The following is a 26,206-nucleotide window of genomic DNA, read 5'->3' on the forward strand; positions in this document are numbered from 1 at the left end:
CTCACCGTCAACTCTGCTCGGCGGCCGGCTCCGACTCCACGCTCGGCTCGGCAGATCCCGAACCGTTCGACGAGCCGTTCGATGTCGCAGCCGCCTCGGTCTGACCCTCGGCGGGTTCGGATTGCGCCTCGGACTCAGGCTCCGCGGCCGCCTCGGCCGGCGCCTCTTCGGAGGCCGGTTCGCCGTCCGCATCCGGCATCTGCGCCGCGAGGTACTCGCCCAGCCCGCCGATTGTCGGGTAGTCGAACACCGCGGTGGCGTTGATGGTGAATTTGCCACCGAACTGGCTGTGCAACCGGTTTCGGAGTTCCACCGCCATCAGCGAGTCGGTGCCCAGGTCCAAGAACCGGCTCGTCGCCGCGGGCGGCTGAGCCAGCCGCAGGAAGCCCTGCACCTCGCGCTGCAGGAATTCGGTGATGAACGTCGCCCGCTCGGACACCGGGAGCTCCTGCAGCTGCTTGAGCAGTTCGCTGTCGACGACCTCGGCCATCTCACTCGGCAGCACCAGATCCAGGATCGGCGGCCGCGAGCTGCCCATCACCTTCGCCGCCCGCGCCCAGTTGGCCTTCAGCACCGTCGCCTGCCCGGTGCCGTTGGCCACCACTTCGGCAAGGGCGCCGAGGGCACCCGAGGCGTCCAGCGGAAGCAGACCCTGCGCACTGATGTTGGAGCTGGCGGCTTCCGACGACGCCATGCCCGCCCCGCCCCAGGGACCGAAGTTGATTCCCGTTGCCGGCAAGCCGTGCGACTTGCGATCCGCGATCAGACCATCGAGCAGCGCGTTGGCCGTCGAGTAGTTGGCCTGTCCCGGCGGGCCCAGCAGGCTCGACACCGACGACGACACGATGAAGAAGTCCAGCTTGTCGTCCCTGGTCAATCTGTCCAGATAGAACGCGCCGAACGCCTTGGGCGCCAACGTGGTCCGGAACCGGTCCAGATCCTGCTGACCGAGCAGGGCGTCGTCGAGGACACCGGCCAGATGGGCGACACCCGCGAGTGGCGGCAGCTCACCTCGGATGCGCTCCAGCAACTTCTCGACATCCGACTCTTGGCCGACGTCGGCCGAGAAGGTGTGGATGCGGGTTTTGTAGCGGTCGGTGATCTCTTCGATCGTCTTCTGCGCCTGTGCATCCGGCTCACGCCGACTGGTCAGCACGATGTCGCCGGCTCCGCGCTGCGCCAGGTACGACGCGGTGCTGAGACCGATGGCACCGAGTCCACCGGTGACCAGATAGGTTCGATCCGGCCGCGGTGCGAGCGGAGTCGGCATCTGGCACACGATCTTTCCGATGTGCCGTGCCTGCTGCATGCGGCGGAACGCCGTCCTGGCCTCCGTCAACGGATAGACCTCGGCGGGCAGTGGCGTCCACTCCCCCTTGGCCAAGCCGTCGGACACCTCGGTGAGCAGGTCGCGGATACGGTCCGGCTCGGTGAACATCACCGTGTCCAACGCGACGATCTCGTAGGCGATGTCGGGTCGGGCCTCGGCCATCTGCTCGGGAGTCCAGATGTCGCGCTTGGCGATCTCGGCGAACCGGCCGTTCTTGGCGGTGGCCCGCACGGTCGCCTCGATGAACCCTTCGCTGGTGAGGCTGTTGAGCACCACATCGACGCCGGCACCGTCGGTGTCCGCGAGAATCTGGTCGGCGAAATCGGTTGTGCGCGAGTCATACACATGCTTGACACCGAGCTTGCGCAGCGTAGCCCGCTTGAAGGTGCTCGCCGTGGCGTAGACCTCCGCACCGTGCTGTTGCGCCATCTGGATGGCGGCCAGTCCGACACCACCACTGGCGGCGTGGATCAGCACCTTGTCGCCGGGGTTGAGCCCCGACCAGTCGAACGACAGCCGAACCGTCAGAGCGGCAGCCGGAATGGTCGCGGCCTCGACCGCACTCACCCCGTCCGGAATCGGCGCCAGGAACTGGGCCGGCACGTTGAACCGGCTGGCGAACGCGCCCTGCATGGAGCCGTACACCCGCTGACCGACCTCGACGTGGCTCACGCCCTCGCCCAATTGGGTGACCGTGCCGGCGAAGTCGCCACCGACCGGGCCCGGGTCACCCGGGTACAGACCCAGGACGTTGAGCACGTCGCGGAAGTTCAGACCCGCGGCCTCGACGCGCACCTGCACGTAGCCCTCGTCCGGCGGCAGTACTTCCTTCTCGGTCAGACGCAGGTTGTCGATCGCGCCGCGCTCGGTGGGGAGCAGGGCGTAATCGTCCGCGCGTGGCACGTTGAGGTGACCGCTACGCGACCACTGCAACAACCGCGATGCCAGCGCCTTACCTTGACGCAGCGCCAGTTCCGGCTCGTCGATCGGTGCGGCGAGCAGACCGGTCAGCAGTTTCACGCCCTCCGGTGAGCCGTCGACATCGACCAGCTTGCTGCGCAGACCGGGCTCCTCGTTGAGGATGGTGCGCCCGAGCCCCCACAGTGCGGCCTGTACCGCGTCGACCGGCTCGCCGGACTCCGTCGCCACTGCGCGCTCGGTGACGATCCACAGCCCGCCGGGTAGTTTCACCGAGTTGTCGGCCTGTGCGGCGTGCACCGCGCTGAGCACGTTTTTGACCTCGGCTTCCAGCCTCGAGATCTGCTCTGCGGTCGGCTCGTCGGCTTTCCGCCCGGAGCTGCGCCAGACGATGCCGGCGTACGGCATGCCCTTCTCATGGGCCTGCGTCAGCACCTGGCCCAGCAGTTCGGAGTCGCCGGACCGGTCGAACGGAATGCAACCGGGTAGCGCGGCGGCCAGTTCGCTGAACCCGGCGACCAGCCAGGTACCGCTGGGGGTGGCCACCTCCTCGGTGGGCGCAATCGGCACCTCGTGCCAGCCCAGGGTGTACAGCAGCCGGGTCGTGTCGCCACCGAGCCCACGCAGCAACGCCTCTCGGGGCGCCCGCTTGACGGTGAAGCCGCGAATCCCGCCCAGGTTGCGGCCGTCCCGATCGAGGTAGTCGAGGTCGAACACCTGGGTTTCGCTGTCGAGTTCATTGGTGTGCCACTTGGCCCGGCAGTAGAACCGGCGCGGCATCTTGTCTTTCAGTGTCACCTGCTCGTAGCGCAGCGGAAGAAACAGACCGTTGACGCCCTGTTCGGCGGCGCGCAACGCCGGGAACGCCGGGAAGGCGACACCGGTGCACAGGTCCATCAGGACCGGGTGCATCGGCTCGGTACCGAGGTTCTCGGTCAGTTCCTCGCCAACCGAGATGTCGCCGATCGCTTCACCGTCGCCGAGCCACAGGGACTTCAGCGATCCGGACCAGTTCGGACCCCAGTGCAGTTCCATGTCGTCGAAGGTCTCGAACAGCTCCTGCGGACGCATGCGCTCCATCCGCTCGATCGCGGCATCGATCGGCTCGTCCGGCACACCCTCCTCGTCGCCCTGCGGCGCCGAACCGACGCCTTCGACGGCGGTTCCGTCGGCGTTCAGCGACCACTCGGCGTCCTTGACGCCGTAGGGCCGGCTGTGGACCTGGAACTTCCAGCCCTCGTCGAGCGGACTCAGCGTCAGCTGTACCTCGCGAGAAGCCTTCTCCGGCAGGATGATCGGCTCGTAGAAGAAGACCTCTTTGACGTGTGCCGGCGTACCGACGGCGGCCAGTGCCATCGCGGCATAGGTGGCGCCGGGAACGACGACGGTGCCGTAGATGACGTGGTCGTTCAGCCACGGCTGCGACTTCACTGACAACCTGCTGGTGTACACGGAGTCGCCGGAGGCGAGATCCTTTCCGCTGCCCAGCAATCCGGACATCGCGGGACCGTCGACCGTGATCGCCGAGCTCTTCGGCCAGAAGCGCCGGCGCTGGAACGGGTACGTCGGCAGTTCCAGCCGGCGACCGTACTGCTGGTGCAGCGCTTCGAACTTCGGCCGGTGTCCGCTGACGTAGGCGTTGGCCAGCGCGTCAGCGATCTGGCCCCGGTCACCCACACCCTTGCGCAGCGAGACGATGGCGCGCGGTGCCGCCAGGTGCTCCGGCCAGACCTGCACCGCGGCGCCGGTCAGCACCGGCTGCGGGCCGATCTCCATCAGCACCGAGCAGCCCAGTGCTGCGACGGTACGTACACTTTCGGCGAACTGCACCGGCTGACGGGAATGCCGCCGCCAGTACGGGGCGTCCAACGGGCTCTCCGCGGTCAAGATGGCGCCGGTCCGGTTGCAGACCAACGGCAACGTCGGTGTCGCGAACTCGAATTGGCTCGCGAACGACTCGAATTCGTCCAGCACCGGCTCCAGCAGCTCGGAGTGGAAGGCGTGGCTGGTCTCCAGCCACGTGCAGCGCACCCCGTCCTCGCTGAACTTGTCGACGATCAGGGCGAGGTCGTCACCCGGTCCCGACAGGACGGTGTTGGGGCCGTTGTACGCCCCGACCGACACCTTCGGATATTCACCGGCGATCTGCTCAACCTGCTTAGGGTCGGCGAACACCGCCACCATCCGTCCGCCCGCGGGCAGGCTGCCGAACAGCCGACCGCGCTCGGCCATCAGCCGAACGCCGTCCTCGAGGCTGAACACCCCGGCGATGCAGGCCGCCGCGTACTGGCCCACGCTGTGCCCCAGCACCACGTCGGGCTCGATGCCCCACGACTGCCACAGCCGGGCCAGCCCCATTTCGACGGCGAACAGCGCGGGCTGCGCGTTCGACGTGTGCTTGAGCGTCTCGCCGGCCTTGCCGCCCGTCTCACGGTCGGTGGCGAAGATGACCTCCAGCAGCGGCTGCTCCAGGATCCCGTCGACAGCGTCGGCGCAACGCTTCACCGTCTCGGCGAAAACCGGCTCGGCATCGAACAATTCGCGTGCCATACCCGGATACTGGCTGCCCTGCCCGGTGAACAGCCATGCGGTCGTCGGGCGGTCGGTGCACTCGCCCCGGACCACCCCGGGACGCAACTGGCCGGCGGCCAAGTCGGCCAGACCAGCGCTCGCGGTGTGCACGGAGTCCACCACCAGGGCGGCCCGGTGCTCGAAATGGGAGCGTCCGACGCCGGCCGTCAACGACACCTGCGCGATGTCGGTGTCCGGGTTGGCCGACAACCAGGACCCGTACCGCTGCGCCAGCTCCACCAGCGCCTCGGCGGAGCGCGCTGACAGCGGCAACACGTTGACCGCACCGTCCGCGGCGCTCGAATGCGGCGCTGCCACAGCGTCATCGGCACCATCGGCGCCATCCGCCGGCTGCTCGTCGACGATAACCGGCTGGGTCGCCGGTGCCTCTTCGATCAGCACGTGCGCGTTGGTGCCGGTGAATCCGAACGAGCTCACACCGGCCCGACGCGGCCTGCCGTTGGCTTCCCACGGAGTCGACTTGTCGACGACCTTCACCGGCAGCGAGCCCCACGGGATGTGCGGCGACGGGTTGTCGAAGTGCAGGCTCTGCGGCAGCAGACCGTTCTGCAGCGACAGCACGACCTTGATCAGACCCGCTGCACCAGAGGCAGATTCGGTGTGACCGATGTTGGTCTTCACCGATCCCATCAGCAGCGGGCGGTTGGCGTCGCGGGAGCCGCCGTAGACCGCTCCGGCCGCCTGGACCTCGATCGGGTCGCCCAGCGGGGTTCCCGTGCCGTGCGCCTCGAGATAGTCGACGTCGCCGCCGGCCAGTCCGGCGCGGGCCAGGGCGGTGGCGATCAGCCGTTGCTGCGCACCACCGTTGGGCACGGTCAAACCGCTGGACGCGCCGTCCTGGTTGACGGCGCTGCCCGGGATCACCGCGGCGATCCGGTCGCCGTCACGCTCGGCGTCGCTGAGCCGCTTGAGCACCAGGATGCCGCAGCCCTCGCTGCGGACATAACCGTCGGCCGAGGCGTCGAAGGTCTTGCACTGACCGACCGGCGACAGCATCCGGGCGCGCGACGCGGCGACCACCGTCACCGGGCTGAGCAGGACGTTGACACCACCGGCGACCGCGAGATCGCAGTCACCCGAGTGCAACGCCTGGACGGCCTGGTGCACGGCCACCAGCGACGAGCTGCAGGCGGTGTCGACCGCGACGGCGGGCCCCTCGAATCCGAGCGCGAACGCCACCCGGCCGGAGATCGCGTTGAGCGCGTTACCGGTGATGAAGTAGGGCTCGATCTTGTCGATCGATTCCGCGGACAACAGGTGCGCGTATTCGTTGGCGGCGACACCGGCGAAGACACCGGTTCGGCTGCCGCGCAACGACGCCGGCGAATAACCGGCCCGCTCCAAACCTTCCCAGACGGTTTCCAGCATCAGCCGCTGCTGCGGCTCGATCCACACCGCCTCACGCGGGGAGATACCGAAGAACTCGGGGTCGAATCCGTCGATGCCCTCCAGGAATCCACCGAACCGGGTGTAGGTCTTGCCCGCGACGTCAGGGTCCGGGTCGTAGAACTCGTCGATGTCGAACCGGTCCTCGGGGACTTCGCGGATCGCGTTGACCCCGCCGGACAGCAACTCCCAGAACGCTTCCGGGTTCGGGGCTCCGGGGAAACGGCAGGACACGGCGATGATCGCGATCGGCTCGTCGGAACGCGCCGTCACCGCGGTCGCCAGCGCCGGACCGGCCTTCTGTTCGCCCAAATCGAGCACGTCGTTGAGCAGGTAGTCCACCGTGTCGGAAAGCCGCGGGTGGTCCATCGCCAGCGTCGCCGGGATCTCCTTGCCGACCCCCTGCTCGATGCGCCGCCGCAGCTCGACAGCCATCAGCGAGTCCATCCCGAGGTCGAAGAACCCGGCGTCTTCCCGGATCTCGGCGGAATCGACCCGGGTGACGTCGGCCACCGCGTCGCGCAGGAAGTCCAGCAGGAGCTTGCGACGTTGTTGCACAGGAGCATTGGTCAGACGCTCGACCAGCTCGGTCTTGCCGGACGGCAATGTCACCGGCGCCGCGCTGGGCACCTCACGCTCCAACTCGGCCAGGAACGCCCGCCGACCGCCCTGCTGGTAGAGCGGGAGGAACTTCGCCCAGTCGATCCGGGCCACCACGCCCTGGGCGGAGCCCTGTTCGCCAGCGACCGCGATCAGCTCGGCCAGACCCGCCAGCGCGTCGGCCGGCGCCAAGGTCTTGATGCCACGCTTGGCGAGCTTGGCCCGCGACTCCTCGTCGGCCATCCCGGCCGACCACGGACCGAAGTTCGCGCTGACACCGGCGACGCCGTGCTCGCGCAGTCGCCAGGTCAAGCCGTCCAGGTAGGCGTTGGCTGCGCCGTACGCGGTCTGGCCGTACCCGCCCCACACCGAGGCGATGGAGGAGGTTGTGACGAAGAAGTCCAGCTTCAGGCCCGCGGCGGCCTCACTCAGATGCCAAGCACCCCAGACCTTTCCGGCGAACACCCGGTCGACTTCGGCGTCGTCGAGATCGCTCAGCGGGGTGGTGCCGATTTCCCCGGCGGCGTGCACGATGCCGGCCAGCGGTGGCAGCTCGGACTCGACGGTGGCCAGCAGCCGTGACACGTCGTCCGCATCGGCGACATCGGCCGTGACGATCCGGATGTCGCTGCCGTGCTGTTCCTTCAACGCGTCGATACGCTGTTGCGCGGCCTCGCTCGCGGCGCGACGACTGGTCAGAACCAGGTGTTTGGCGCCGTTCGCGGCCAGGTAGCCGGCAATCTCGAGCCCGATCGAGCCCAATCCACCGGTCACCAAATACGTTGCGTCGTCCCGCAATGCCAGCGGCGCCGAACTCGGCGCGCCCGATCGCCGAACCAGCCGGGGTACGTAGACCGACCCGTCGCGAACGGCGAACTGCTCCTCGCGGCGCGCTTCGGCGGCCACCTGGTTGACCAGTCGCGTCCACTCGTCGGCGGTACCTTCGGCCACATCGGCCAAACCGCCCCACAGCTGAGGCAGCTCCAATGAGGCGGCCCGACCGAATCCCCACAGGGCGGTCTGCTCCGGTGAGACCGTGTCGGTGTCGGTGACGTGTTGTGCGCCACGGGTGACCACCCAGATCGGCGCACGTAGTTCGGCGGCTGCCGCGGCGCGGAACAGCCGACGGGTGCCGGCCAGCACCTGGTGTTGCACCCGCGACAGCGATCGCTGCGACGGGACGGTGTCGCCTTCGAGCGCGGCGACATTCACGATGCGGAGGTTCGGCGACTCCGCGGCGGCGGCGCGCAGCGCGGCCGTCAGCTCCTGCTCGTCGGCGTCCGACGCCGGCAACCCAAGGATCCGGTGCTGCTGGCCGGCGGCGGCCAGCGCTTCGATCAACGGAGCGATCGCGTCGCGATTTTCACCGATGAGCAGCCAGGTCGCCGCTTCGCTGAGGTCGGCGGGAGCCGCCGCGTTCACCTTGTCCCAGCGGAACTCGTAACGCGCATCGGAGATCGACTTGGTCTTGCGTTGCGCATTGTGTTGCGCCGCAAGCTTTGTCAGCACGCCGACGGTCTGGCCATTGTCGTCGGCGCCGCCGAGGAGTTTGGCCAGGTCTTCGAACTTGCCGTCCTCGAGCAGCCGGACTGTCTCACTGGTCGAGGTGACGTGTGACTGCTGCGTCGGCAGCTCGCGGTTCTCGCGGAACCAGTACTGACGGTGCTGGAAAGGATAGGTCGGCAGGTCGAGCTTGCGGGCCGGCCCGTGCTGCACAGCGCCGAAGTCGGGCAGGTGGCCCAAAACGTAGGCGTCGGCGAGTGCTTCGGTGATCTGACGGTGGTCGGCAGTGTTCTTCCGCAGCGACGCGATCGCCCGCGGCGAGGTCGCCGGGTCCGGCCAGGCGCGCAGTGCCGACGCGGTGAGCACCGGCTGCGGGCCGATCTCCAGCAACACCTTGCAGCCCAACTCGGACAACGTCTGCACGCTCTTGGCGAATTCGACCGGCTGACGCGCGTGGCGGCGCCAGTAGTTGCCGTCCAGCTTCTGGCTGCGACCGATCACTGCTCCGGTCCGGTTGTCGACCAGAATCCGTTGCGGCGAAGCGTATTTGAATCCGTCGGCGTACTTCTCGAACTCGTCGAGGATCGGGTCGAGCAGCGCCGAGTGGAACGCGTGACTGGTTTCGAGCCAGTCGCAGCGCACGCCGTCGGCGGTCAGGGTGGCGACGGCCTTGTCCAAATCGCCTGCGGGACCGGACAATACCGTGTTGGCACCGTTGTAGGCGGCGACCGACAGGCTCGGGAACTGGTCGGTCAGGCTCTCGACGCGCTCGGCGGCGGCAAACACAGCGACCATCCGGCCACCGGCAGGCAGGCTGCCGAAGAGGCGGCCGCGCTCGGCCATCAACTTCGCCCCGTCCTCCAGGCTGAACACACCGGCCACGCACGCCGCCGAATACTGGCCGACACTGTGACCCAGCACCACGGCCGGCTCGAAGCCCCAGGACTGCCACAGCCGGGCCAGCCCGAGCTCCACCGCGAACAACGCCGGCTGCGCATAGCTGGTCTGCTTCAGCGTCTCTTCGGCATCCGGGCCGTCGACGTCGAAAATAACGTCCAGCAAAGGCTTTTCGAGCACATCGGCGACCGCGGCCGCACAGCGGTCCACGGTCTCGGCGAACACCGGCTCGGTGTCGTAGAGCTCGCGCGCCATACCGGGGTACTGACTGCCCTGACCGGTGAACAACCACGCGGTCTTCGGCGTGGCATCAGACACCCCACGCACCAGTCCCGGTGCCGGGCGATCTTCGGCGACCGCGCCGAGCAGCTCGCCGGCAGCTTCCTTGGAGTTGACCACCAACGCCGCGCGATGCTCGAAGTGCGCACGGCCCACCCCGGTGGTCAGGCAGATGTCGGCCAGCGTCGCGTCCGGGTTGGCGCTCAACCAGTCGCGGTACTGCTCAGCGACCTGAACCAGCGCTTCCGGCGTACGCGCCGAGACCGGCAGGATGTGGAACCGCTTGTCCGCGCCCCCGTCGGTCGCGGCGTCGATCACCGGCGCCACCTGTGCGGGCGCTTCCTCCAAAATCACGTGCGCATTGGTGCCGGCGAACCCGAACGAGCTGATGCCGGCAATACGTGGCTTGTCGCCGCGCTCCCACGGGGTGGACTCTTTGACCACCTCGAGCGCCAGCCGTTCCCACGGAATGTGCGGCGAGGGGTTCTCGAAGTGCAGGTGCGCGGGGAGCAACTCGTTCTCGAGCGAGAGGATCACCTTGATCACGCCCGCGATGCCCGCAGCGGCCTCCAGGTGCCCGATGTTGGTCTTCGCCGAACCGATCAATAGCGGCTCGCCGTCCTTGCGGCCTTCCCCGAGCACCGCGCCGGCGGCCTGCGCTTCGATCGGGTCACCCAGCGACGTTCCGGTGCCGTGCGCCTCCAGGTAGGAGACATCGGCCGGGGTGAGGCCGGAGCGCTTCAGTGCGTCGGTGATAACCCGTTGCTGCGCAACACCATTGGGAACGGTCAGACCGCCCGATGCACCGTCCTGATTGATCGCGCTGCCGCGGATGACGGCGCGGATGTGGTCGCCGTCGTCGATCGCGTCTTCGAGTCGCTTGATGACGATGACGCCGCAACCCTCACCGCGCACGTAGCCGTCGGCGGCCGCGTCGAACGTCTTGCAACGACCGTCGGGCGAGAGCATGTGCGCGCTGGAGAAGGTGATCATCGTCGCCGGGGTGAGCAAGACGTTCGCGCCACCGGCCAGGGCCAGGTCACACTCGCCGAGCTGCAGCGCCTGGCAGGCCTGGTGGATCGCCACCAGCGAAGAACTGCACGCGGTGTCGACGGCGACGGCCGGACCCTGCAGACCCAGCCGGAAACTGATCCGGCCGGCCGCGGCGGCATTGGACGTCCCGATCGCCATATAGGCCTCGATCTCGGGGAACGTCAGCTCTCCCGAAGCCATGCCCAGGTAGTCGTGAGTGGCCAAACCGATGAACACGCCGGTGTTGGAATTCGCCAAAGATGTTGGCGCAGTTCCGGAATGCTCGACCGCCCGCCAAGCCGTCTCCAGCAGCAGCCGGTGCTGCGGGTCCAGCATCCTGACCTCACGGGTCGACATACCGAAGAACGGCGCGTCGAATCCTGTGACGTCATCGACGAAACCTGCCCGACGGGTCGCGACCTTGCCGGGGGTGTCGGGGTCGGGGTCGAAGAATTCGTCGACGTCCCACCGGTCGGCGGGGACTTCGGAGATCGCGTCCCGGCCTTCACGCAGCACATCCCAGAACTCGTTGGCGTTCGCGGCTCCAGGGAGGCGTGCCGCGTAACCGACGATCGCGAAACGGGGTGTTGACTGCTGCTGGCCTTCGACGGATGCCATGCGTTGTCCTCTCGACTTGGGGACGGTGAGAAAGATTCGGTCGCCGCGTGCGGCCCGGATTCGCAACAGAATTGCTGCCGCGGGCGACTATTGCAAGTGTGGCTCCGGCGACGGTGCCGGACTCCGCGAACCGTACCGCAGGGTATGGCTAAGGTCACCCTTAGGCACGCCGCATGGATCTATGTCAATAGGCGCAAGGCTTGACATCATTGACCCGCTCGGGCAATGCGTACAGGCGTCTGTTGCTGGGGCGACACTGACAGCCGGGCGGGCTATCTTGGTCTCGCCGCGAGCACCAGCGGCCGGCCCGGGAGCCGTTCAACTGAGGAGGAAGTTCTTTTGCGCATCGGGCAAATTACGGTCGGCTCACTGAGTGAGTGGACGCTGACCCCGGGCAATGTCACCTCCTGGCACCCGACACGCACCGCCGCGGACAAAGCGCGCCAGGCGCCGGTCAGCTCGGTGCCGGTCAGTTATATGCAGGGCCAGCACCTACGTAACTATTACGAGCGGGACGCCGCGGGACTGAACTTCTCCCGGCAGATCATTGCCAGCTGCGACGCCAAGGGCGAGTGCGACATCGCCGCCATGGACGTCGCGCTCAACGCCTACCTGCGCCGGCACGACACATTCCGCAGCTGGTTCGAGCGCACCGACGACGGCGGCTTCATCCGGCACACGATCACCGATCCCGCTGAGATCGAATTCGAGCCGGTCGACCAGGGCTATATGACCGTCGAACAGATCCACGAGCACACCACCGCGATCCCCAGTCCGTTGGAATGGGGCTGCTTCACCTTCGGGGTGGTCCAGCGCGAGGGTCAGTTCACCTTCTTTGTTGCGATGGACCACGTGCACGGCGACGCGACGCTGATCGGCACCACGATGATCGAGGCCAACGGCATGTATGCCGCACTGAGCAGCGGCGGCGAGGCACTCGAGCTCCCGGACGCCGGTAGCTTCGACGATTTCTGTGTGCGCGAGCGCGAATCCACCGCTCAGCTGACGCTGGACTCCCCCGGCGTCCAGGCCTGGATCGACTTCGCCGAGAACAACAACGGCGGCTTCCCCGAGTTCCCCCTCCCGCTGGGCGACCCGAACAAGACGATCAGCAGCGAGATGTCCTCCGAATTGCTGATGGACCCGGCTCAGGCCGAGCGGTTCGACGCGGCGTGCGGGACGGCCGGTGCCCGCTTCGTCGGCGGCATCTACGCATGTCTGGCCCTGGTGGAGCACGAGTTCACCGGCGCTCTGACCTACTACGGGCTCACACCGCGCGATTCGCGCACCGGCGCGGACAACTTCATGACCCAGGGCTGGTTCACCGGCCTGATTCCGGTCACCGTGCCGATCGCGGCGACGTCGTTCAACGAAGCGGCCTACGCGGCGCAGACCTCGTTCGACTCCGGCCTGGACATGGCGCGGGTGCCGTATTACCGGGTCCTGGAGCTGGCGCCGTGGCTGAAGTGGCCACAGCCGAACTTCCCGGTGTCGAACTTCCTGCATGGTGGCGCCGCTCCGCTCAACGCTATCCTCGCGGCGGGTGACCTGGGCCTGGCGGACAACATCGGGATCTATCCCGACGGCCGGTTCTCCTATCAGCTGACCATCTACATCTTCCGATACAAAGAGGGCACGGTGATGGCGATCATGCATCCCGACAACCCCATCGCCCTGAAGTCGGCCACCCGCTACATGGAGGCAATGAGGTCTGTGTGCGTGCGGGTCGCCGACAGCGGCCACTGGGGACGCGTCGCCTGACGTGGGCTCGTCGATGGCCGAGGCCAATCTGAAGTGCGCAATCGCCGGATGGGAACGGTGCGGAATTGTGCGGTGTAACTCATCCCGGGGGGAAAGCTAAATGCGACGGCTAGCTGATTTCGTAGTGCGATGGCCATGGGTGGTGATCGGGGTCTGGGTCGCGATCGCGGTAGCCCTGCCGCTGTCGTTCCCCTCCCTCAACGAGATGTCCGAGAAGCATCCGCTGTCGATCCTGCCCAGCGACGCGCCGTCGAACGTCACCGCGCGCAAGATGACCGAGGCCTTCCACGAAGCGGGCTCCGAGGATCTTCTGCTCGTCGTCCTCACCGACGAGAAGGGGCTCAGCCCCGCCGACGAGGCCACCTACCGCGCACTGGCGGACACGCTGCGCAAAGACACCGCCAATGTGGTGATGTTGCAGGACTTCATCAGCACGCCACCGCTGAAACCGATCGTGACCAGCAAGGACAACAAGGCCTGGGTGCTGCCGGTCGGGGTGGCCGGCGAGCTGGGCACGCCGCGGTCCTATGAGGCGTTCAACCACATCGCCGACGTCGTCAAACACACGGTCGCCGGAAGCTCGCTGAAGGCGAACCTCACCGGGCCCGCGGGGACCGTTGCCGACCTCACGGTCGCGGGTCAACACGACCGGATGCCGATCGAGCTGGCTATCGGTGTGCTCGTGCTCATCGTCTTGCTGATCGTCTACCGCAGCCTGATCACGATGCTGTTGCCGCTGATCTCGATCGGGTTGTCGCTGGTGATCGCCCAGTCGGTGGTCGCCGCCTACTCCTTTGTCACCGGCGCCGGAGTCTCGAACCAGTCCATCGTCTTCCTGAGCGCCATCATGGCCGGCGCCGGAACGGACTACGCCGTCTTCTTGATCAGCCGATATCACGACTATCTGCGCCTGGGCGAGAACCACGAAACGGCGCTCAAGAAGGCGTTGCTCTCGATCGGCAAGGTGATCGCCGCGTCTGCCAGCACCGTCGGCATCACCTTCCTGGTCATCAGCTTCGCGCGGATGGGCATCTTCCAAACGGTCGGTATCGCGTCGGCGATCGGCATCGGCGTGGCCTTCCTGGCCGCGATGACGTTGTTGCCCGCCATCATCGCGCTCGCGGGCCGACGCGGGTGGGTCAAGCCGCGACGTGAGCTGACCGCGCCCTTCTGGCGGCGTTCGGGTATCCGCATCGTGCGCCGGCCCCGGCTGCATCTGGTCGCCAGCTTGCTGGTGCTTGCGGCGCTGGCCAGCTGCGCCGGACTGGTCCGGTACAACTACGACGACCGAAAAGCCCTGGGTGCTGCGGCGCCCAGCTCGCTCGGCTACACCGCGCTGGACCACCACTTCCCGGTCAACCAGTCGATTCCGGAGTACCTCTTCATTCAGTCGCCGCGCGACCTGCGTAATCCGCAGGCGCTGGCCGACCTGGAGCAGATGGCGGACCGGGTCAGCCAGCTGCCGAACGTCGCGGCGATCAGCGGCATCACCCGACCCACCGGGAACGTGCCGGAACAATTCCGGGCCACCTACCAGGCGGGCGCCATCGGCTCGTTCCTGGCCGGCGGATCGACGCTGATCAACGATCACACCAACGACCTCAATCAGCTGTCGGAGGGTTCGGTCACGCTGGCCGACAAACTCGACCAGGTCCGCGGCCAGGTCACCGAGCTGGCGTCCAGCGTTCAGGAGTTGGAGAGCACCTTCAAGTCGTCGAAGGACCAGTACAGCGGCGAGACGCTGGTCCACGAGGTCGACCTGGCAGCGCAGCTCATCGACCACGTGAACGTGATCGGCAACGACATGGGCTGGAACTACACCGGGGCCAAGAACCTGTTCGGGTGGATCCTCCCGGTGGTGAAGGCGCTGGAGGGCAACCCCACCTGCGATCTCGACGAGTCCTGCGCCGACACCCGCGGCGCATTCGAGCAGTTGCTCGGCGGCCGCGACCAGGAACACCTCGACGCGATCAACGACCTGGCCCGCCAGATGCAGGACTACCCGGACAAAAACCAGCTCAAGGCATCGACTGACAAGATGCGGGCGTCGATCCAGAAGTTGACCGGCGTGCTGCAATCGCTGGGGATGGACCAGCCCGGCGGTCTGCAGGGCAACCTCGACCAGCTGCAAGGCGGCGCCAACCAGTTCGCCGGTGGCAGCCGCCAGATCGCCGATGCGGTCAACCAGTTGGTGGACCAGGTCAAGCAGTTGGGCGCCGGGCTCAGCGAGTCGGCGACGTTCCTGCTGTCGCTGAAAAAAGACGCCGCGCAGCCGTCGATGGGCGGATTCAACATCCCGGCGCAACTGCTTCACCTGAAGGAGTTCCAGGACGCCGCCAAGGTGTTCATCTCCGCCGACGGCCATTCGGTGCGGTACCTGGTGCAAACCAAGCTCAATCCGTTCAGCACCGAGGCCATGGATCAGGTGAATTCGATACTGGCGACCGCGAAGGGCGCCCAACCGAATACCACGCTGTCGGACGCCAAGATCTCGATGGCGGGCTACACCGTCGGCTTGAAGGACACCCGGGATTACTACCAGCACGACATCCGGTTCATCATCGCGGCGACCCTGCTGGTCGTGCTGCTGACGCTGATCGTGCTGCTGCGCGCGATTGTCGCGCCGCTGTATCTGGTCGCGTCCGTCGTCGTTTCGTACTTGTCCGCGGTGGGCATCGGTGCGGTGTTCTTCCAATTCATCCTCGGCCAGCAACTGCACTGGAGCGTGCCTCCATTGGCCTTCGTGGTGCTGGTCGCGGTCGGGGCCGACTACAACATGTTGCTTGTCTCGCGAATGCGCGATGAGTCCCCGCACAGCGCGCGTTACGGCATCATCCGCACGCTGAGTTCGACCGGCGGCGTGATCACCGCGGCGGGCCTGATCTTCGCCGCGTCGATGGCGGGCCTGCTGTTCTCCAGCATCGGCACCGTCGTCCAGGGCGGTGTCGTGATCGGCGTCGGCATTCTGCTCGACACGTTCTTGGTTCGAACCATCACGGTTCCCGCCATCGCGGCGCTGATGGGTCAGGCCAACTGGTGGCCGTCGCGGCCGGACAAACGCAGGCCGGCAACCGGCCTGAGCCAGGCGCAAACGAGTTAGCGCGCATCCGATATGTATGTGAAACTACGACACGCACCCACGTGGTCAGGGGTAGGAATGAAGAAACTTCTTGCAGGAGTATCGGCACTGGTAACTGTCGGTGCTACAGGGTGTTTCGGCGTCGGGACCGCTGGGGCCGACGGCCCGGAAATCAGCGGGCCGCCGTCGCCTGGCGCGCCCGGCGACCAGACCGCCTACGCCCTCGGGGGCGCGCACGTGCTGGGTGTCCCGTACGACAACTACATCCGCATGGAAGGCGCGGAGTGGTTCCCCGGCCAACAGCGGCAAATCGTCCGCTACCCCGCCGGCCAGGTCCAGGGCCACGTGCTCGCGCGACTGTTTCCGGGCCTCCGTAGCGAAATCAACAACATCGACAAGCAGTTCCCGGGCGTCGGCCTGGACGGCCAGAGCGTCGGCGAGTCAGTCGACGTCGGTGTCGACAACCTCGACGGGGCGATCCGCACCACCGGGCGGCCGGGTACAGCCATCGGCCTGTCCGAGGGTGGGTTTGTGGTCGACGGTGAACAGTCACGGCTGGCTTCGGCCCCGGACGCTCCTCCGCCGAACGCGCTGAACTTCGCCACCTTCGGTGACCCCATCGGCAGGCATGCCTTCGGGCAGAGCTTCCTCCGGGCGACTTTCCCGGTCGGCAGCGTCGTCCCGGCGCTCGACTACACCATGCCCCCGGAATACGTCAGCCAATACGACACCAACCGGTTCGTGGCCGCCTATGACTCGATTGCGGACTTCCCGGACCGACCGGACAACATGTTCGCTTTCGCCAACACCCTGTTGGGCCTGGCCACGGGTCACACGGCGGTGGCATTCACCAACGCGAGCATGGTGCCGGCGGGAAACATCCGCACCACGATCAACTCCCGTGGCGCCAAAGACACCACGATCATGGTCCCGGAGCAGCACCTTCCGCTGGTCATGCCGTTGAAGTACGTCGGCATTCCAGAAGACACGCTCAACAAGCTCGACGCGATACTTATCCCACGCGTCAACGCGGGCTACATTAGGAACGACGATCCGGCGACGGCGCCGGTTCAGGTGGATCCGGTACACGGTTTTGATCCGGCAGTGGTCACCGCTCCGACGAACCAAGCCACGTTTGGTGGCGGCGCCGATCCGTTGTCTCAGGCGATTAGCGGTGCCTTGTCAGTGCTGTCACACGGCGCAAGCGAATCGGGAAGCTGACTCCTTGAGTCCGAGCCCTTAAATCGACTACCAGTACGGACGAGATATGCCTCAATCGACGATTCTCTCGATGCTCCACGGGCGTGCCAGCATGCGTCCCAACGACATCGCTTTCACGTTCACCGACTACGAGAAGGACTACGCGGGTGTCGCCGAGAGTCTGACGTGGTCGCAGCTGTCGCGTCAGACGCTGAATGTGGCACGGGAGATCCGCGCCCATGGGGCGACCGGCGATCGGGCGGTGATTCTGGCGCCGCAGGGTATGGATTACATCCGGGCTTTTCTGGGTGCGATGCAGGCCGGGTTGATCGCGGTGCCGCTTCCATTGCCGCATCGTGGTTCGAGTTATGACCGGGTGGGTGCGGTGTTCGCCGACACCGCGCCGTCGGTGGTGTTGACGACATCGTCGGCAGCCGAGGACGTCGGTGACTACGTCGATCAGTCACGCATGGACACCGCACCGAAGATCGTGGCGATCGACTCGTTGAACGTCGACGCCAGCGACGGGCCCAACCTTGCCCTGGCCGAGGTTCCGGAGATCGCCTATCTGCAGTACAGCTCCGGATCGACGCGGTTACCCACCGGCGTGATGATGTCGCACCGCAATCTGACGGTGAATTTCGAGCAGCTCATGCAGAGTTTTTTCGCGAACTCCAAGGTTCCGCCGACTGCGACGATCGTGTCGTGGTTGCCGTTTTATCACGACATGGGGTTGGTGCTGGGGGTGTGTGCGCCGATCCTGGGTGGCTATCACGCGCAGTTGACCAGCCCGGTCGGCTTTTTGGAGCGCCCGGCCCGGTGGGTGCGCGCGCTGGCCGAGAACACCCACGCATGGTCCTCGGCGCCGAACTTCGCGTTCGATCTGGCCGCCCGTAAGACCACCGACGCCGACCTGGCCGGACTCGATCTGGGTGGGGTGCTGGGCATCATCAGCGGCGCCGAGCGTGTCGAACCGGCCACCCTGCAACGCTTCGTGGACCGCTTCTCCCACTTCAACTTCAAAGACCACATGATGCGCCCGTCCTACGGCCTGGCCGAGGCGACGGTCTTCGTGACGACGGGCACCTGGCACGAAGACGAGCCTGCGGTGAACTTCGACGTCGGCGAACTCGGTGTGGGCCGGGTGGAGAAATGCGCGGCCGGCGCCGGCTCCGCTCTGGTGGGCTACGAGATTCCCAAATCGCCCATCCTGCGGATCGTCGACACCGAGACCCAGCGGGAATGCCCGCCGGACCTGATCGGCGAGATCTGGGTGCACGGCGAGAACGTCGCCGAGGGCTACTGGAACAAGCCGCCGGAGGATCAGACCTGCTTCGGCGCCACCCTCAGCGAACCGTCGGCCGGTACCCCGGACGGGCCGTGGTTGCGCACCGGCGACCTGGGCTTCATCTACCGGGACAAGCTGTACATCGTCGGCCGGATCAAGGACCTGCTGATCATCCGCGGGCGCAACCACTACCCCGAGGACATCGAGGCGACGGTCCAGCAGATCGCGCAGGGCAGGGTCGCGGCGATCTCGGTACAAGTCGACAGCACCGAGCAACTCGTCACGGTCATCGAGGTGAAGAAGAAGCGCGGCGAGGCCAGCGACGACCTGCGGAGCCGCCTCAGCGGGGTCAGAAGCGACGTGACGTCGGCGATCTCGAACGCGCACGGCCTGAATGTCGGCGACGTCGTTCTCGTCCCGGCCGGCTCGATCCCGACCACGACGAGCGGCAAGATCCGTCGCCAAGCCTGCGTCGAGCAGTACCGACAGGACCAGTTCGCGCGGCTGGACGCCTAGCCCGACGGCGGGTCGCACCACCACAATCAAACTCATGCTGGCGACTGTCCTCATAATGGCTCTTGCCGTCAGCGTCGAACCATTTCGTATCGGCATGACGGTGGTGATGCTGAATAGGCCGCGACCCGCGCGTCAGCTATTCGCATTTTTGTGCGGCGGATTTGCGATGGGGACAACGGTCGGGCTGATTGTCCTTTTCGTGTTCCGGCGCATTCTGCTCGGAACGTCTTTCGTCACCGTGCCCAGAGTCCAAATTCTGGTCGGACTGGTGATCCTCGCGTTCGCCGCCGTTGTCGCCATCGATCTCTTCGGGCGACTGGGTTCGCGACCCGCCCAGTTGGCCAGTCCGGCGACCAGGCTGCTGAAGGGTGACTCGTTGTCGGTTGCCGGGATCGCCGGCCTCAGCATCGCTTTACCGTCGGTCGACTATCTGGCCGCGCTGGCGGTGATCCTGGCCTCCGGGGCGGCAGCGCTCACCCAAGTGGCCGTGCTGGTGGCGTTCAACGTGGTGGCCTTCGCGCTCGTCGAGATTCCGCTGCTGGCTTATCTCTTGGCGCCGAAGCCGACCGCCAAGGCGGTCGCGGCGCTGCACGAGTGGATCCGGTCGCGTCGGCGACGGGATGTGGCGACTCTGCTGGCGCTGGTCGGCGGCGCGTTCGTGGTAGCCGGAGTCGCTGGACTCTGATTTTCGGCGACAGTGCGAAAACTGTTCGTGCTCAAACTGATTCAGCTGGCGTTGCACTCGAACTTGTCGGCGATCTCCTGCCAGGCGCGAGCATTCTTCCGGGCGATCTCCGCGAAGGTGCCCGAGCAGTGACTCGGCACGGCTTCGGCGAACTCGTTGCAGGCGCTGATCGCGACGACAACCGTGGACAGCAGACGCAGCAGCGCCCGCCCCCGCTCGGACGATCGGACGGAGGGGTCGTTTCTCAGCCGCTGCAGCAGATCGCGACCGCGACCTTCCGGAACCATTCGCGACCCGGTGCGCGACGGACCACGCGCATCGGCGAGGTCCGGCACCACGGTTGCGTTGGCGGCTCCGACGGTCGGCGCCGCCGCTGCGGCCGCTGCCCTCTTGGCGAGATTGTCGGGTAGCGGACTCTCACCCTTGTCGATTCGCTGGCGAACGTCTCGCGCCGTCGTCACCGAGACACCGGCCTTGCGCGCAATTTCGCGCAGCGAGGCCCGAGGGTTCAGCGATAGGAATTCGGCGGCGCGACGACGGCCGTTCGCCGGACTCACCGGTCGCACCTTTCCGTCGCGACCCAACCGGGGGTTCAACTGGGTAATTTCCTCGGTTGTACACCCGCGCAGTTTTCCGACCGTCTTATTCGAGACTCCGGCAATCAGACCAATAGACCGGTCCGACCAATGCGGGTAAGATTGCAGCACTCTTTGTGCGGCCGCTTTGCGTTCCGACAGGGTCAGTGGCAGGCCGTGAGTGACATTCAAATGCACGGCGAGCGCGAAAGCCTCTGCGGCATTTCCTTCGAACAACCGTGCCGCAATTGTGCTGTGGCCGCGCAACTCGGTTGCGCGGAGTCGGTGCACGCCATCGATCACCCGCATCGAGTCCCGGTGGATCACGATCGGGGGCAACGGCAACGGCGACTGCGCCAACACCTGGACGTGGCTCTCGTTGGCCTTGGTCTTCCTGGGGGTATAGGAGTTGCGGATCGAAGCGACCGGGACGTCCTCCACCGGGAGCATGCTCCCTCGACGCACCCATTCCTCGACCGCGCAGGCTGACAGCGGGTCGAGTTGGCCGTAGGCAGGCAGCGAAACGGGAGTCATGTCGGCCTCGCCGATGATCAGTGCACTGCTCTCGTGTAATTGCGCCATCGATTGGATGCCTTGAGCTATCTTCTCGGCCGTCTTCCACTGCGAGTTTGCTGTGTGGTCATCTGATCGGACCCCTTCCGGCGGCTAGACCAACTTACCCGGGCGTAGGTTACTCAAGAGTAAGGACGGCGAAGGTGGCTTGTCAACTTGCTGAGCGAAATTCAGTAAACAATTGCTCACTGACGGCCGCAGCCCGGACCCAGCGCCCCCATCGCTTGCGGCAGTGCATTTTTCGCGGCAAATTCAACGCTTGTTTAATGCATACGACCACGTCCAGCGGACATTGACGGGTGTCGAATACGGTTGCTCGGTACGGCGGGCCGCACCCTCCCCGGACACGGTTGGCAGACCCGATGCGGCGGACGGCTCCGTAATTATCAGCAGCGGCAAAATTAACTCTGAGTGAGAGGTGCCCGACTCCCCCGCCGATCTGCCGGTTGCACATAATGATCTCAGTCACACCGGCAAAGGAGCCCCCGATGAGTGCCGACACCGCAGACCATCCGCTTCGCGTGATCCAGTGGACCACCGGCAACATCGGGCGGCGATCGCTGCACGCCATCATCGGCCGGCCGGACCTGGAACTGGTCGGCGTCTACGCCCACGGCAGGGACAAGATCGGAGTGGACGCCGCCGAGCTGTCCGGCTGGCCCGAGCCGACCGGAGTCACCGCCACCAACGACATCGACGCGTTGTTGGCACTCGAGCCCGATGCGTGTTGTTACAACCCGTTGTGGCCCGACATCGACGAGCTGGTCCGACTGCTGGAATCCGGCGTCAACGTCTGTTCCAGCGCGGCCTGGATCACCGGCGGCAAGCAGACACCGCAGGACCGGCAACGGATTCTCGATGCCTGCGAACGCGGCAACTCGACGATTTTCGGCAGCGGCGCGCATCCCGGGATGACCAATCTGGTCGCGATGGCGCTGAGTGGATCCTGTGAGCGCGTCGACGAAATCCGCATCACCGAATCGGTGGACTGCTCCACCTACGAATCGGCGGAGACCCAGACCGCGATGGGGTTCTCGCAGGACCCCGAGACGCCCGGGCTGGCCGAGAACGTCCGGCGGGAGAGCGAGGTGTTCGCCGAGTCGGCCGCCATGATGGCCGATGCGATCGGGGCGAAGCTGGACAAGATGACCTTCGACGTCACGTTCACCGCGGCCACCGGTGATTCCGACCTTGGCTTCATGCAGATTCCGGCCGGCACCGTCGGCAGCGTTTTCGGTTACCACCGCGGCTGGGTGGGCGACCGCAACGTGGTCAGCGTCGGATTCAACTGGACCATGGGCAGCCACGTGACGCCGCCCAAGGCCCTGGAGCACGGTCACGTCATCCAGGTGTTCGGTGTGCCCAACATGCGCACGGTGGTGCACTGCCTGCCGCCGAAGGACTGGACCGAGCCGGGATTCATGGGTCTGGGAATGATCTACACCGCAATGCCGGTGACCAACGCCGTGCCCGCCGTCGTGGCCGCGAAGCCGGGAATCGTCACACTGGCCGACCTTCCGCCCGTCACCGGGCGCGCCGCGGCGGTCTGAGCGACGACGAGCGCGCGGAAAAAATAGGGAAATCCCTGATTTCTTGGCACCTTCGTCGTTGATACTTTTCGACTCGCCACTCCGATCGCCACCGGACTGGAGCTGCCGAATACCGAGAGGACCCGTCGTGAAGAAGAGCATGATGTTCGCCGCCGTCGCGCCGATGGCGGCGACCGCGGTTGTCCTGATGTCCGCACCGAACGCCGGTGCGACCGGAGACGGCTCGTTTCTCGACGAGTTGAGCACCAACCACGTTTCGCTGCCCGGTAAGACCTCGGCGGAAGTGGTCGCGGCGGGCTACGCCACGTGCAATCACATCAGGAGCGGAACGTCCGTCCTCGACGAAATGGACGCCGTCGAGAAGGCCTATCACATGAACCAGGGCACGCTGTTCGTCAGCGCGGCAACCACCCATCTCTGCCCGGACGCCCCAGGGCATTAGCGGTCTCACAGCCGCCAGCGGCTCCTAAAACGGCGAAACTGCCTGTACAGAAGCCCGCGAAAAGGACTGGTCGGGCCGCATATCCTCGCGCCCCGACACTGCCGGTCCGGAGTTCAGCTAACATAACCCGGTTTACTTAGGTACCATTTCCGCTGTCCTGCTCTCGGTTGGAAAACGCGGATGTGGCGAACTCGATGGGCCGGCGCTGCCAGGCGTCGCCGCTATGGCTGACGGCCGCCGTCGCTCGGCGCGTGTCGTACGCCGTTCGGCGGAATTCGGTTCAGTCGCAACGTTTCTTGCCTCCGCGACGCACGAGCCGGCGGCACTACTGCTGGAGGGCGAGGCGGGTATCGGCAAGACGACCGTCTGGCTGGACGGCTTGGAACAGGCGCGCGCCCTCGGTTTCCAGATTCTGTCGACCCGGACCGCCGCCGTCGAATCCGGTTTGGCGTACGCGTCCCTCGCCGATCTGCTGCGCGGAGTCGAGACCGCCATACTCGATCGGCTGCCGCCGCCACAGAAGCTGGCCGTGGACCGGATCCTGCTACGCACCGGCGACGATGAGATCGCCACCGATCAACATGCGGCGTCAGCGGCGTTTCTGGCAATCATCGAAATGCTTCGCGAGGCGTCGCCTGTGCTGATCGCCATGGATGACCTCCAGTGGCTTGATCCCTCCAGCCGGCACGTCGTCGCATTCGCGGCACGCCGGCTCGCAACGGGCGTGGGCATGCTCATCACCCGCCGCACTGGCGCCGACAGTGACGCTGCGGCGCTGTTCGAATTCGCCAGGCCCGATGTGGCCCAGCGAATCACCCTGGGGCCGTTGAGTCTCGGCGCTTTGCACGCGGTGGTCACCGCACGCCTCGGTCGGTCGTTCCCCCGTCCGACGATGACGAAGATCCTCGAGGTATCCCGTGGCAACCCCTTCTACGCCGTCGAATTCGCCCGCGTGATCGACACTCGCTCGCCGGTCGGGGAAATACCTCTGCCTCAGACACTGTCTGAAATCGTCCAAACGCGGCTGGGCGGGCTGGACGGCAACCTCCGGAACGCGTTGCTCGCGCTGTCCTGTCTGACGTCGGCCACCACGGAACAGCTCGCCCGCGCCGCCGACGCTCCCCCGGAACACCTCGTGGACTTGTTGGAGCAGGCCGAAGCCAAGGGCATCGTCGAGATCGCTGGCAGCCGAATCGAATTCGCGCATCCGCTGTTGGCGCGAGGCTCCTACGACGCCGCCACACCGGCTCAACGGCGCGAGATGCATCGGCAGCTCGCCGACATCGTGGACCAGCCAGAGATTCGGGCCAGACATCTCGCGCTCGGCGCTACCCGGAAGGACGACAGCACCCTGCAAGCGCTCGACACCGCTGCCGAGTCAGCACGCATCCGCGGCGCGCCGGTCGCTGCCGCGGAGTTACTCGAACTGGCCCTGCAACGGGGCGGAGACACACCGGAGCGCCGCATCCGAACGGCCACACACCATTTCGCGGCAGGCGATACGGGACGGGCCCGGTCGCTGCTGGAGAACACGGTGTCGCAATTGCAGCGCGGCGATACTCGCGCCGAGGCACTGCACACACTTGCCATCGTGCGGCTGGAAGACGACAGCTTCTCCGAAGCGGTGAGTCTGCTCGAACAGGGCCTCGGCGATCCTATTCAGAACGACGAGCTTCGCACGCACATCTTGATCACGCTGTCCTACGCCCTGCTCAACTCCGGCAACGCCTCGGCCGCCCTGCGAACCATCGACGCTGCCGCCACTGAAGCCGACAAGATCGGCAGTCCGCGTTTGGCCAGCATGGCCCAAAGCATGCGAGTGGTACAGCTATTCATGAACGGCGACGGGTTCGACGAGACGGCGATCACTGAGGCCCTGTCGGCTGAGGATCGTGATGCGAACGTCCCCTTGGCTTTTCGCCCTCACGTGCAGAACGCCATGCTGCTCGGCCTGGTCGGAAAACTCGATCGCGCTCACCTCGAAATGCTGAGCATCCGCCGTGAATGCGTGGAGACCGGCGGTGAGAGTGAGCTGATGTTCGTTGGTTTCCATACTGTGCTGCAGGCGATTTGGCGTGGTGACATGAGCGAAGCGCTTCTGGTCACCGAAGACACCGTGGAACGCGCGAAGCAACTCGGCGGTGATTTTCCGGCATTCATCGCACTGACGCTGCGGGCTACAGTCGGTGCCTACGCCGGCCGTGAGGACGATGCGCGGGCCGACATCGGCGAAGCGCTCGCGGCCGGGCAACGCAGTAGCGCGTACGCGCTGCTCGGGTGGACCGTGAGCGTTCTGGGCTTCCTCGAGGTGTCGCTGGGAAACTACGCCGCCGCTGCCGCCGCTCTGGAGCCCTTGCTGGCCGCGCTTGAAGCGCAACCGCGGGCAACAGAGATCATTCCGGCTTCGTGTCTGCCGGATGCGATCGAAGCACTGATTCAACTCGGCCGCTTCGACGAGGCCGAGCGCCTACTCGACAACCTGGAACGCAACGGCCGGCGATTGAATCGTCCGTGGATCCTGGCCGTCGGTGCGCGCGCTCGCAGCACGCTGCTGGCCGCGCGTGGTGGTCTCGACGCCGCGGTCAGCGTGGCGCAGGAGGCGATGTCCCACCATGACCGGCTGCAGATGCCCTTCGAGCGAGCACGCACCCAGCTGCATCTCGGGCAACTGTTGCGCCGGCAGCGTCACCGCGAGGCCGCGACGGCGATCCAGCGCGAAGCGCTCGCAACCTTTGAGCAACTCGACGTGCCGTTGTGGACGGCGCGGGCGAAGGCCTCGCTGTCGCGCGACGACAAGAAAGCGCCCAGGGCCTCCGTGCTGACGGCCTCCGAACAGCGAGTCGCCGAGCTCGCGGCGTCCGGGTTGACCAATCGCGATGTCGCCGCCGCGTTGTTCATCAGCGTCAAGACGGTTGAAGTGAATCTCACCCGGATCTATCGGAAACTCGATATTCATTCTCGGGCGGAGCTGGGGCGTCGCATCGACCAAATCCTCAAATAGGGAATTCCCTGATTTGATCGCGCTCGTGGGCGGCTACCGTCGAGACGATGGGCACCGCTGCACGGCCGCCGACGTGCTACCTCGTCGAGTGGTATCGCCCTGGAGTCGATGGAGACGAACTCGGCGACATCTCGGCCGGCCTCGATCTTTCGTCGACGACGCTCACCGCGGAGGGCACGCCGGTGCGGTGCGTGTACGCACTCGCGGTGCCCGCCGACGAAGTGGTGTTCGGGATTTTCGAGGCCGACTCGGCGGACGCGGTCGCCCAGGTGTGCCAGCGTGCGGGTAGGCCGCCGACGCGGCTCAGCGCCGCTATCGCCGATCGCGATGGCGGACCGAAGACGCGGCAATAGGTTCACCCCGCTCGCCGAGGCGAGCGGG

11 protein-coding genes are annotated in these 26,206 nt (G+C 66.3%); 9 read left to right on the plus strand and 2 right to left on the minus strand.

Features of this window, described 5'->3' with window-relative positions; all coding sequences use genetic code 11:
- Positions 1-7 precede the first annotated feature (7 nt).
- The gene (locus ACZYW1_RS21865; RefSeq protein ID WP_463788546.1) at positions 8-11,155 is read right to left on the minus strand and encodes a type I polyketide synthase; all 11,148 of its coding nucleotides are present in this window, start codon (positions 11,153-11,155) and stop codon (positions 8-10) included.
- Positions 11,156-11,494: 339 nt separating this feature from the next.
- On the opposite strand from ACZYW1_RS21865, the gene ACZYW1_RS21870 reads away from it, so the two are divergent.
- From ACZYW1_RS21870 to ACZYW1_RS21890, 5 genes are all read left to right on the plus strand, one after another.
- Positions 11,495-12,916 carry a condensation domain-containing protein gene (locus tag ACZYW1_RS21870; protein ID WP_463788547.1) on the plus strand — a complete coding sequence of 474 codons (1,422 nt, stop codon included), beginning with the start codon at positions 11,495-11,497 and terminating at the stop codon, positions 12,914-12,916.
- Between the two features lie 100 nt (positions 12,917-13,016).
- Positions 13,017-16,016: an MMPL/RND family transporter gene (locus ACZYW1_RS21875; protein ID WP_463788548.1), complete on the plus strand. Its 3,000-nt coding sequence runs from the start codon at positions 13,017-13,019 to the stop codon at positions 16,014-16,016.
- Positions 16,017-16,073: 57 nt separating this feature from the next.
- Entirely contained in the window at positions 16,074-17,216 is a 1,143-nt protein-coding gene (locus ACZYW1_RS21880; protein ID WP_463788550.1) for a PE-PPE domain-containing protein, read from the plus strand.
- 46 nt (positions 17,217-17,262) lie between these two features.
- A complete protein-coding gene (locus tag ACZYW1_RS21885) occupies positions 17,263-18,999 on the plus strand; it encodes an AMP-binding protein (protein WP_463788551.1) in 1,737 nt (578 codons plus the stop codon).
- A gap of 34 nt (positions 19,000-19,033) precedes the next feature.
- The gene (locus ACZYW1_RS21890; RefSeq protein WP_463788552.1) at positions 19,034-19,684 is read left to right on the plus strand and encodes a GAP family protein; all 651 of its coding nucleotides are present in this window, start codon (positions 19,034-19,036) and stop codon (positions 19,682-19,684) included.
- A 41-nt stretch (positions 19,685-19,725) separates the two neighbouring features.
- On the opposite strand, the gene ACZYW1_RS21895 is transcribed toward ACZYW1_RS21890, so the two are convergent.
- A complete protein-coding gene (locus tag ACZYW1_RS21895) occupies positions 19,726-20,841 on the minus strand; it encodes a transcriptional regulator (protein WP_463788553.1) in 1,116 nt (371 codons plus the stop codon).
- A gap of 479 nt (positions 20,842-21,320) precedes the next feature.
- Here ACZYW1_RS21895 and ACZYW1_RS21900 point away from each other — a divergent pair, with 479 nt between their 5' ends.
- From ACZYW1_RS21900 to ACZYW1_RS21915, 4 genes are all read left to right on the plus strand, one after another.
- Positions 21,321-22,382 (plus strand): NAD(P)H-dependent amine dehydrogenase family protein, encoded by a 1,062-nt coding sequence (locus tag ACZYW1_RS21900; protein WP_463788554.1) that lies wholly within the window; start codon positions 21,321-21,323, stop codon positions 22,380-22,382.
- A gap of 127 nt (positions 22,383-22,509) precedes the next feature.
- The gene (locus ACZYW1_RS21905; protein WP_463788555.1) at positions 22,510-22,824 is read left to right on the plus strand and encodes a DUF732 domain-containing protein; all 315 of its coding nucleotides are present in this window, start codon (positions 22,510-22,512) and stop codon (positions 22,822-22,824) included.
- Positions 22,825-23,047: 223 nt separating this feature from the next.
- Positions 23,048-25,825, plus strand: coding sequence for a helix-turn-helix transcriptional regulator (locus ACZYW1_RS21910; protein ID WP_463788556.1), 2,778 nt, complete (start codon positions 23,048-23,050; stop codon positions 25,823-25,825).
- A gap of 47 nt (positions 25,826-25,872) precedes the next feature.
- The gene (locus ACZYW1_RS21915; RefSeq protein ID WP_463788557.1) at positions 25,873-26,178 is read left to right on the plus strand and encodes a hypothetical protein; all 306 of its coding nucleotides are present in this window, start codon (positions 25,873-25,875) and stop codon (positions 26,176-26,178) included.
- Positions 26,179-26,206: the final 28 nt, after the last annotated feature.

The sequence above is a fragment of the Mycobacterium sp. IDUB_36 genome (assembly GCF_055419225.1).

Coding starts and splice junctions, on each gene's coding strand:
- ACZYW1_RS21865 (WP_463788546.1), bottom strand. CDS start 11,155: ATGGCATCCGTCGAAGGCCAGCAGCAGTCAACACCCCGTTTCGCGATC.
- ACZYW1_RS21875 (WP_463788548.1), top strand. CDS start 13,017: ATGCGACGGCTAGCTGATTTCGTAGTGCGATGGCCATGGGTGGTGATC.
- ACZYW1_RS21880 (WP_463788550.1), top strand. CDS start 16,074: ATGAAGAAACTTCTTGCAGGAGTATCGGCACTGGTAACTGTCGGTGCT.
- ACZYW1_RS21885 (WP_463788551.1), top strand. CDS start 17,263: ATGCCTCAATCGACGATTCTCTCGATGCTCCACGGGCGTGCCAGCATG.
- ACZYW1_RS21890 (WP_463788552.1), top strand. CDS start 19,034: ATGCTGGCGACTGTCCTCATAATGGCTCTTGCCGTCAGCGTCGAACCA.
- ACZYW1_RS21895 (WP_463788553.1), bottom strand. CDS start 20,841: ATGGCGCAATTACACGAGAGCAGTGCACTGATCATCGGCGAGGCCGAC.
- ACZYW1_RS21900 (WP_463788554.1), top strand. CDS start 21,321: ATGAGTGCCGACACCGCAGACCATCCGCTTCGCGTGATCCAGTGGACC.
- ACZYW1_RS21910 (WP_463788556.1), top strand. CDS start 23,048: ATGGCTGACGGCCGCCGTCGCTCGGCGCGTGTCGTACGCCGTTCGGCG.
- ACZYW1_RS21915 (WP_463788557.1), top strand. CDS start 25,873: ATGGGCACCGCTGCACGGCCGCCGACGTGCTACCTCGTCGAGTGGTAT.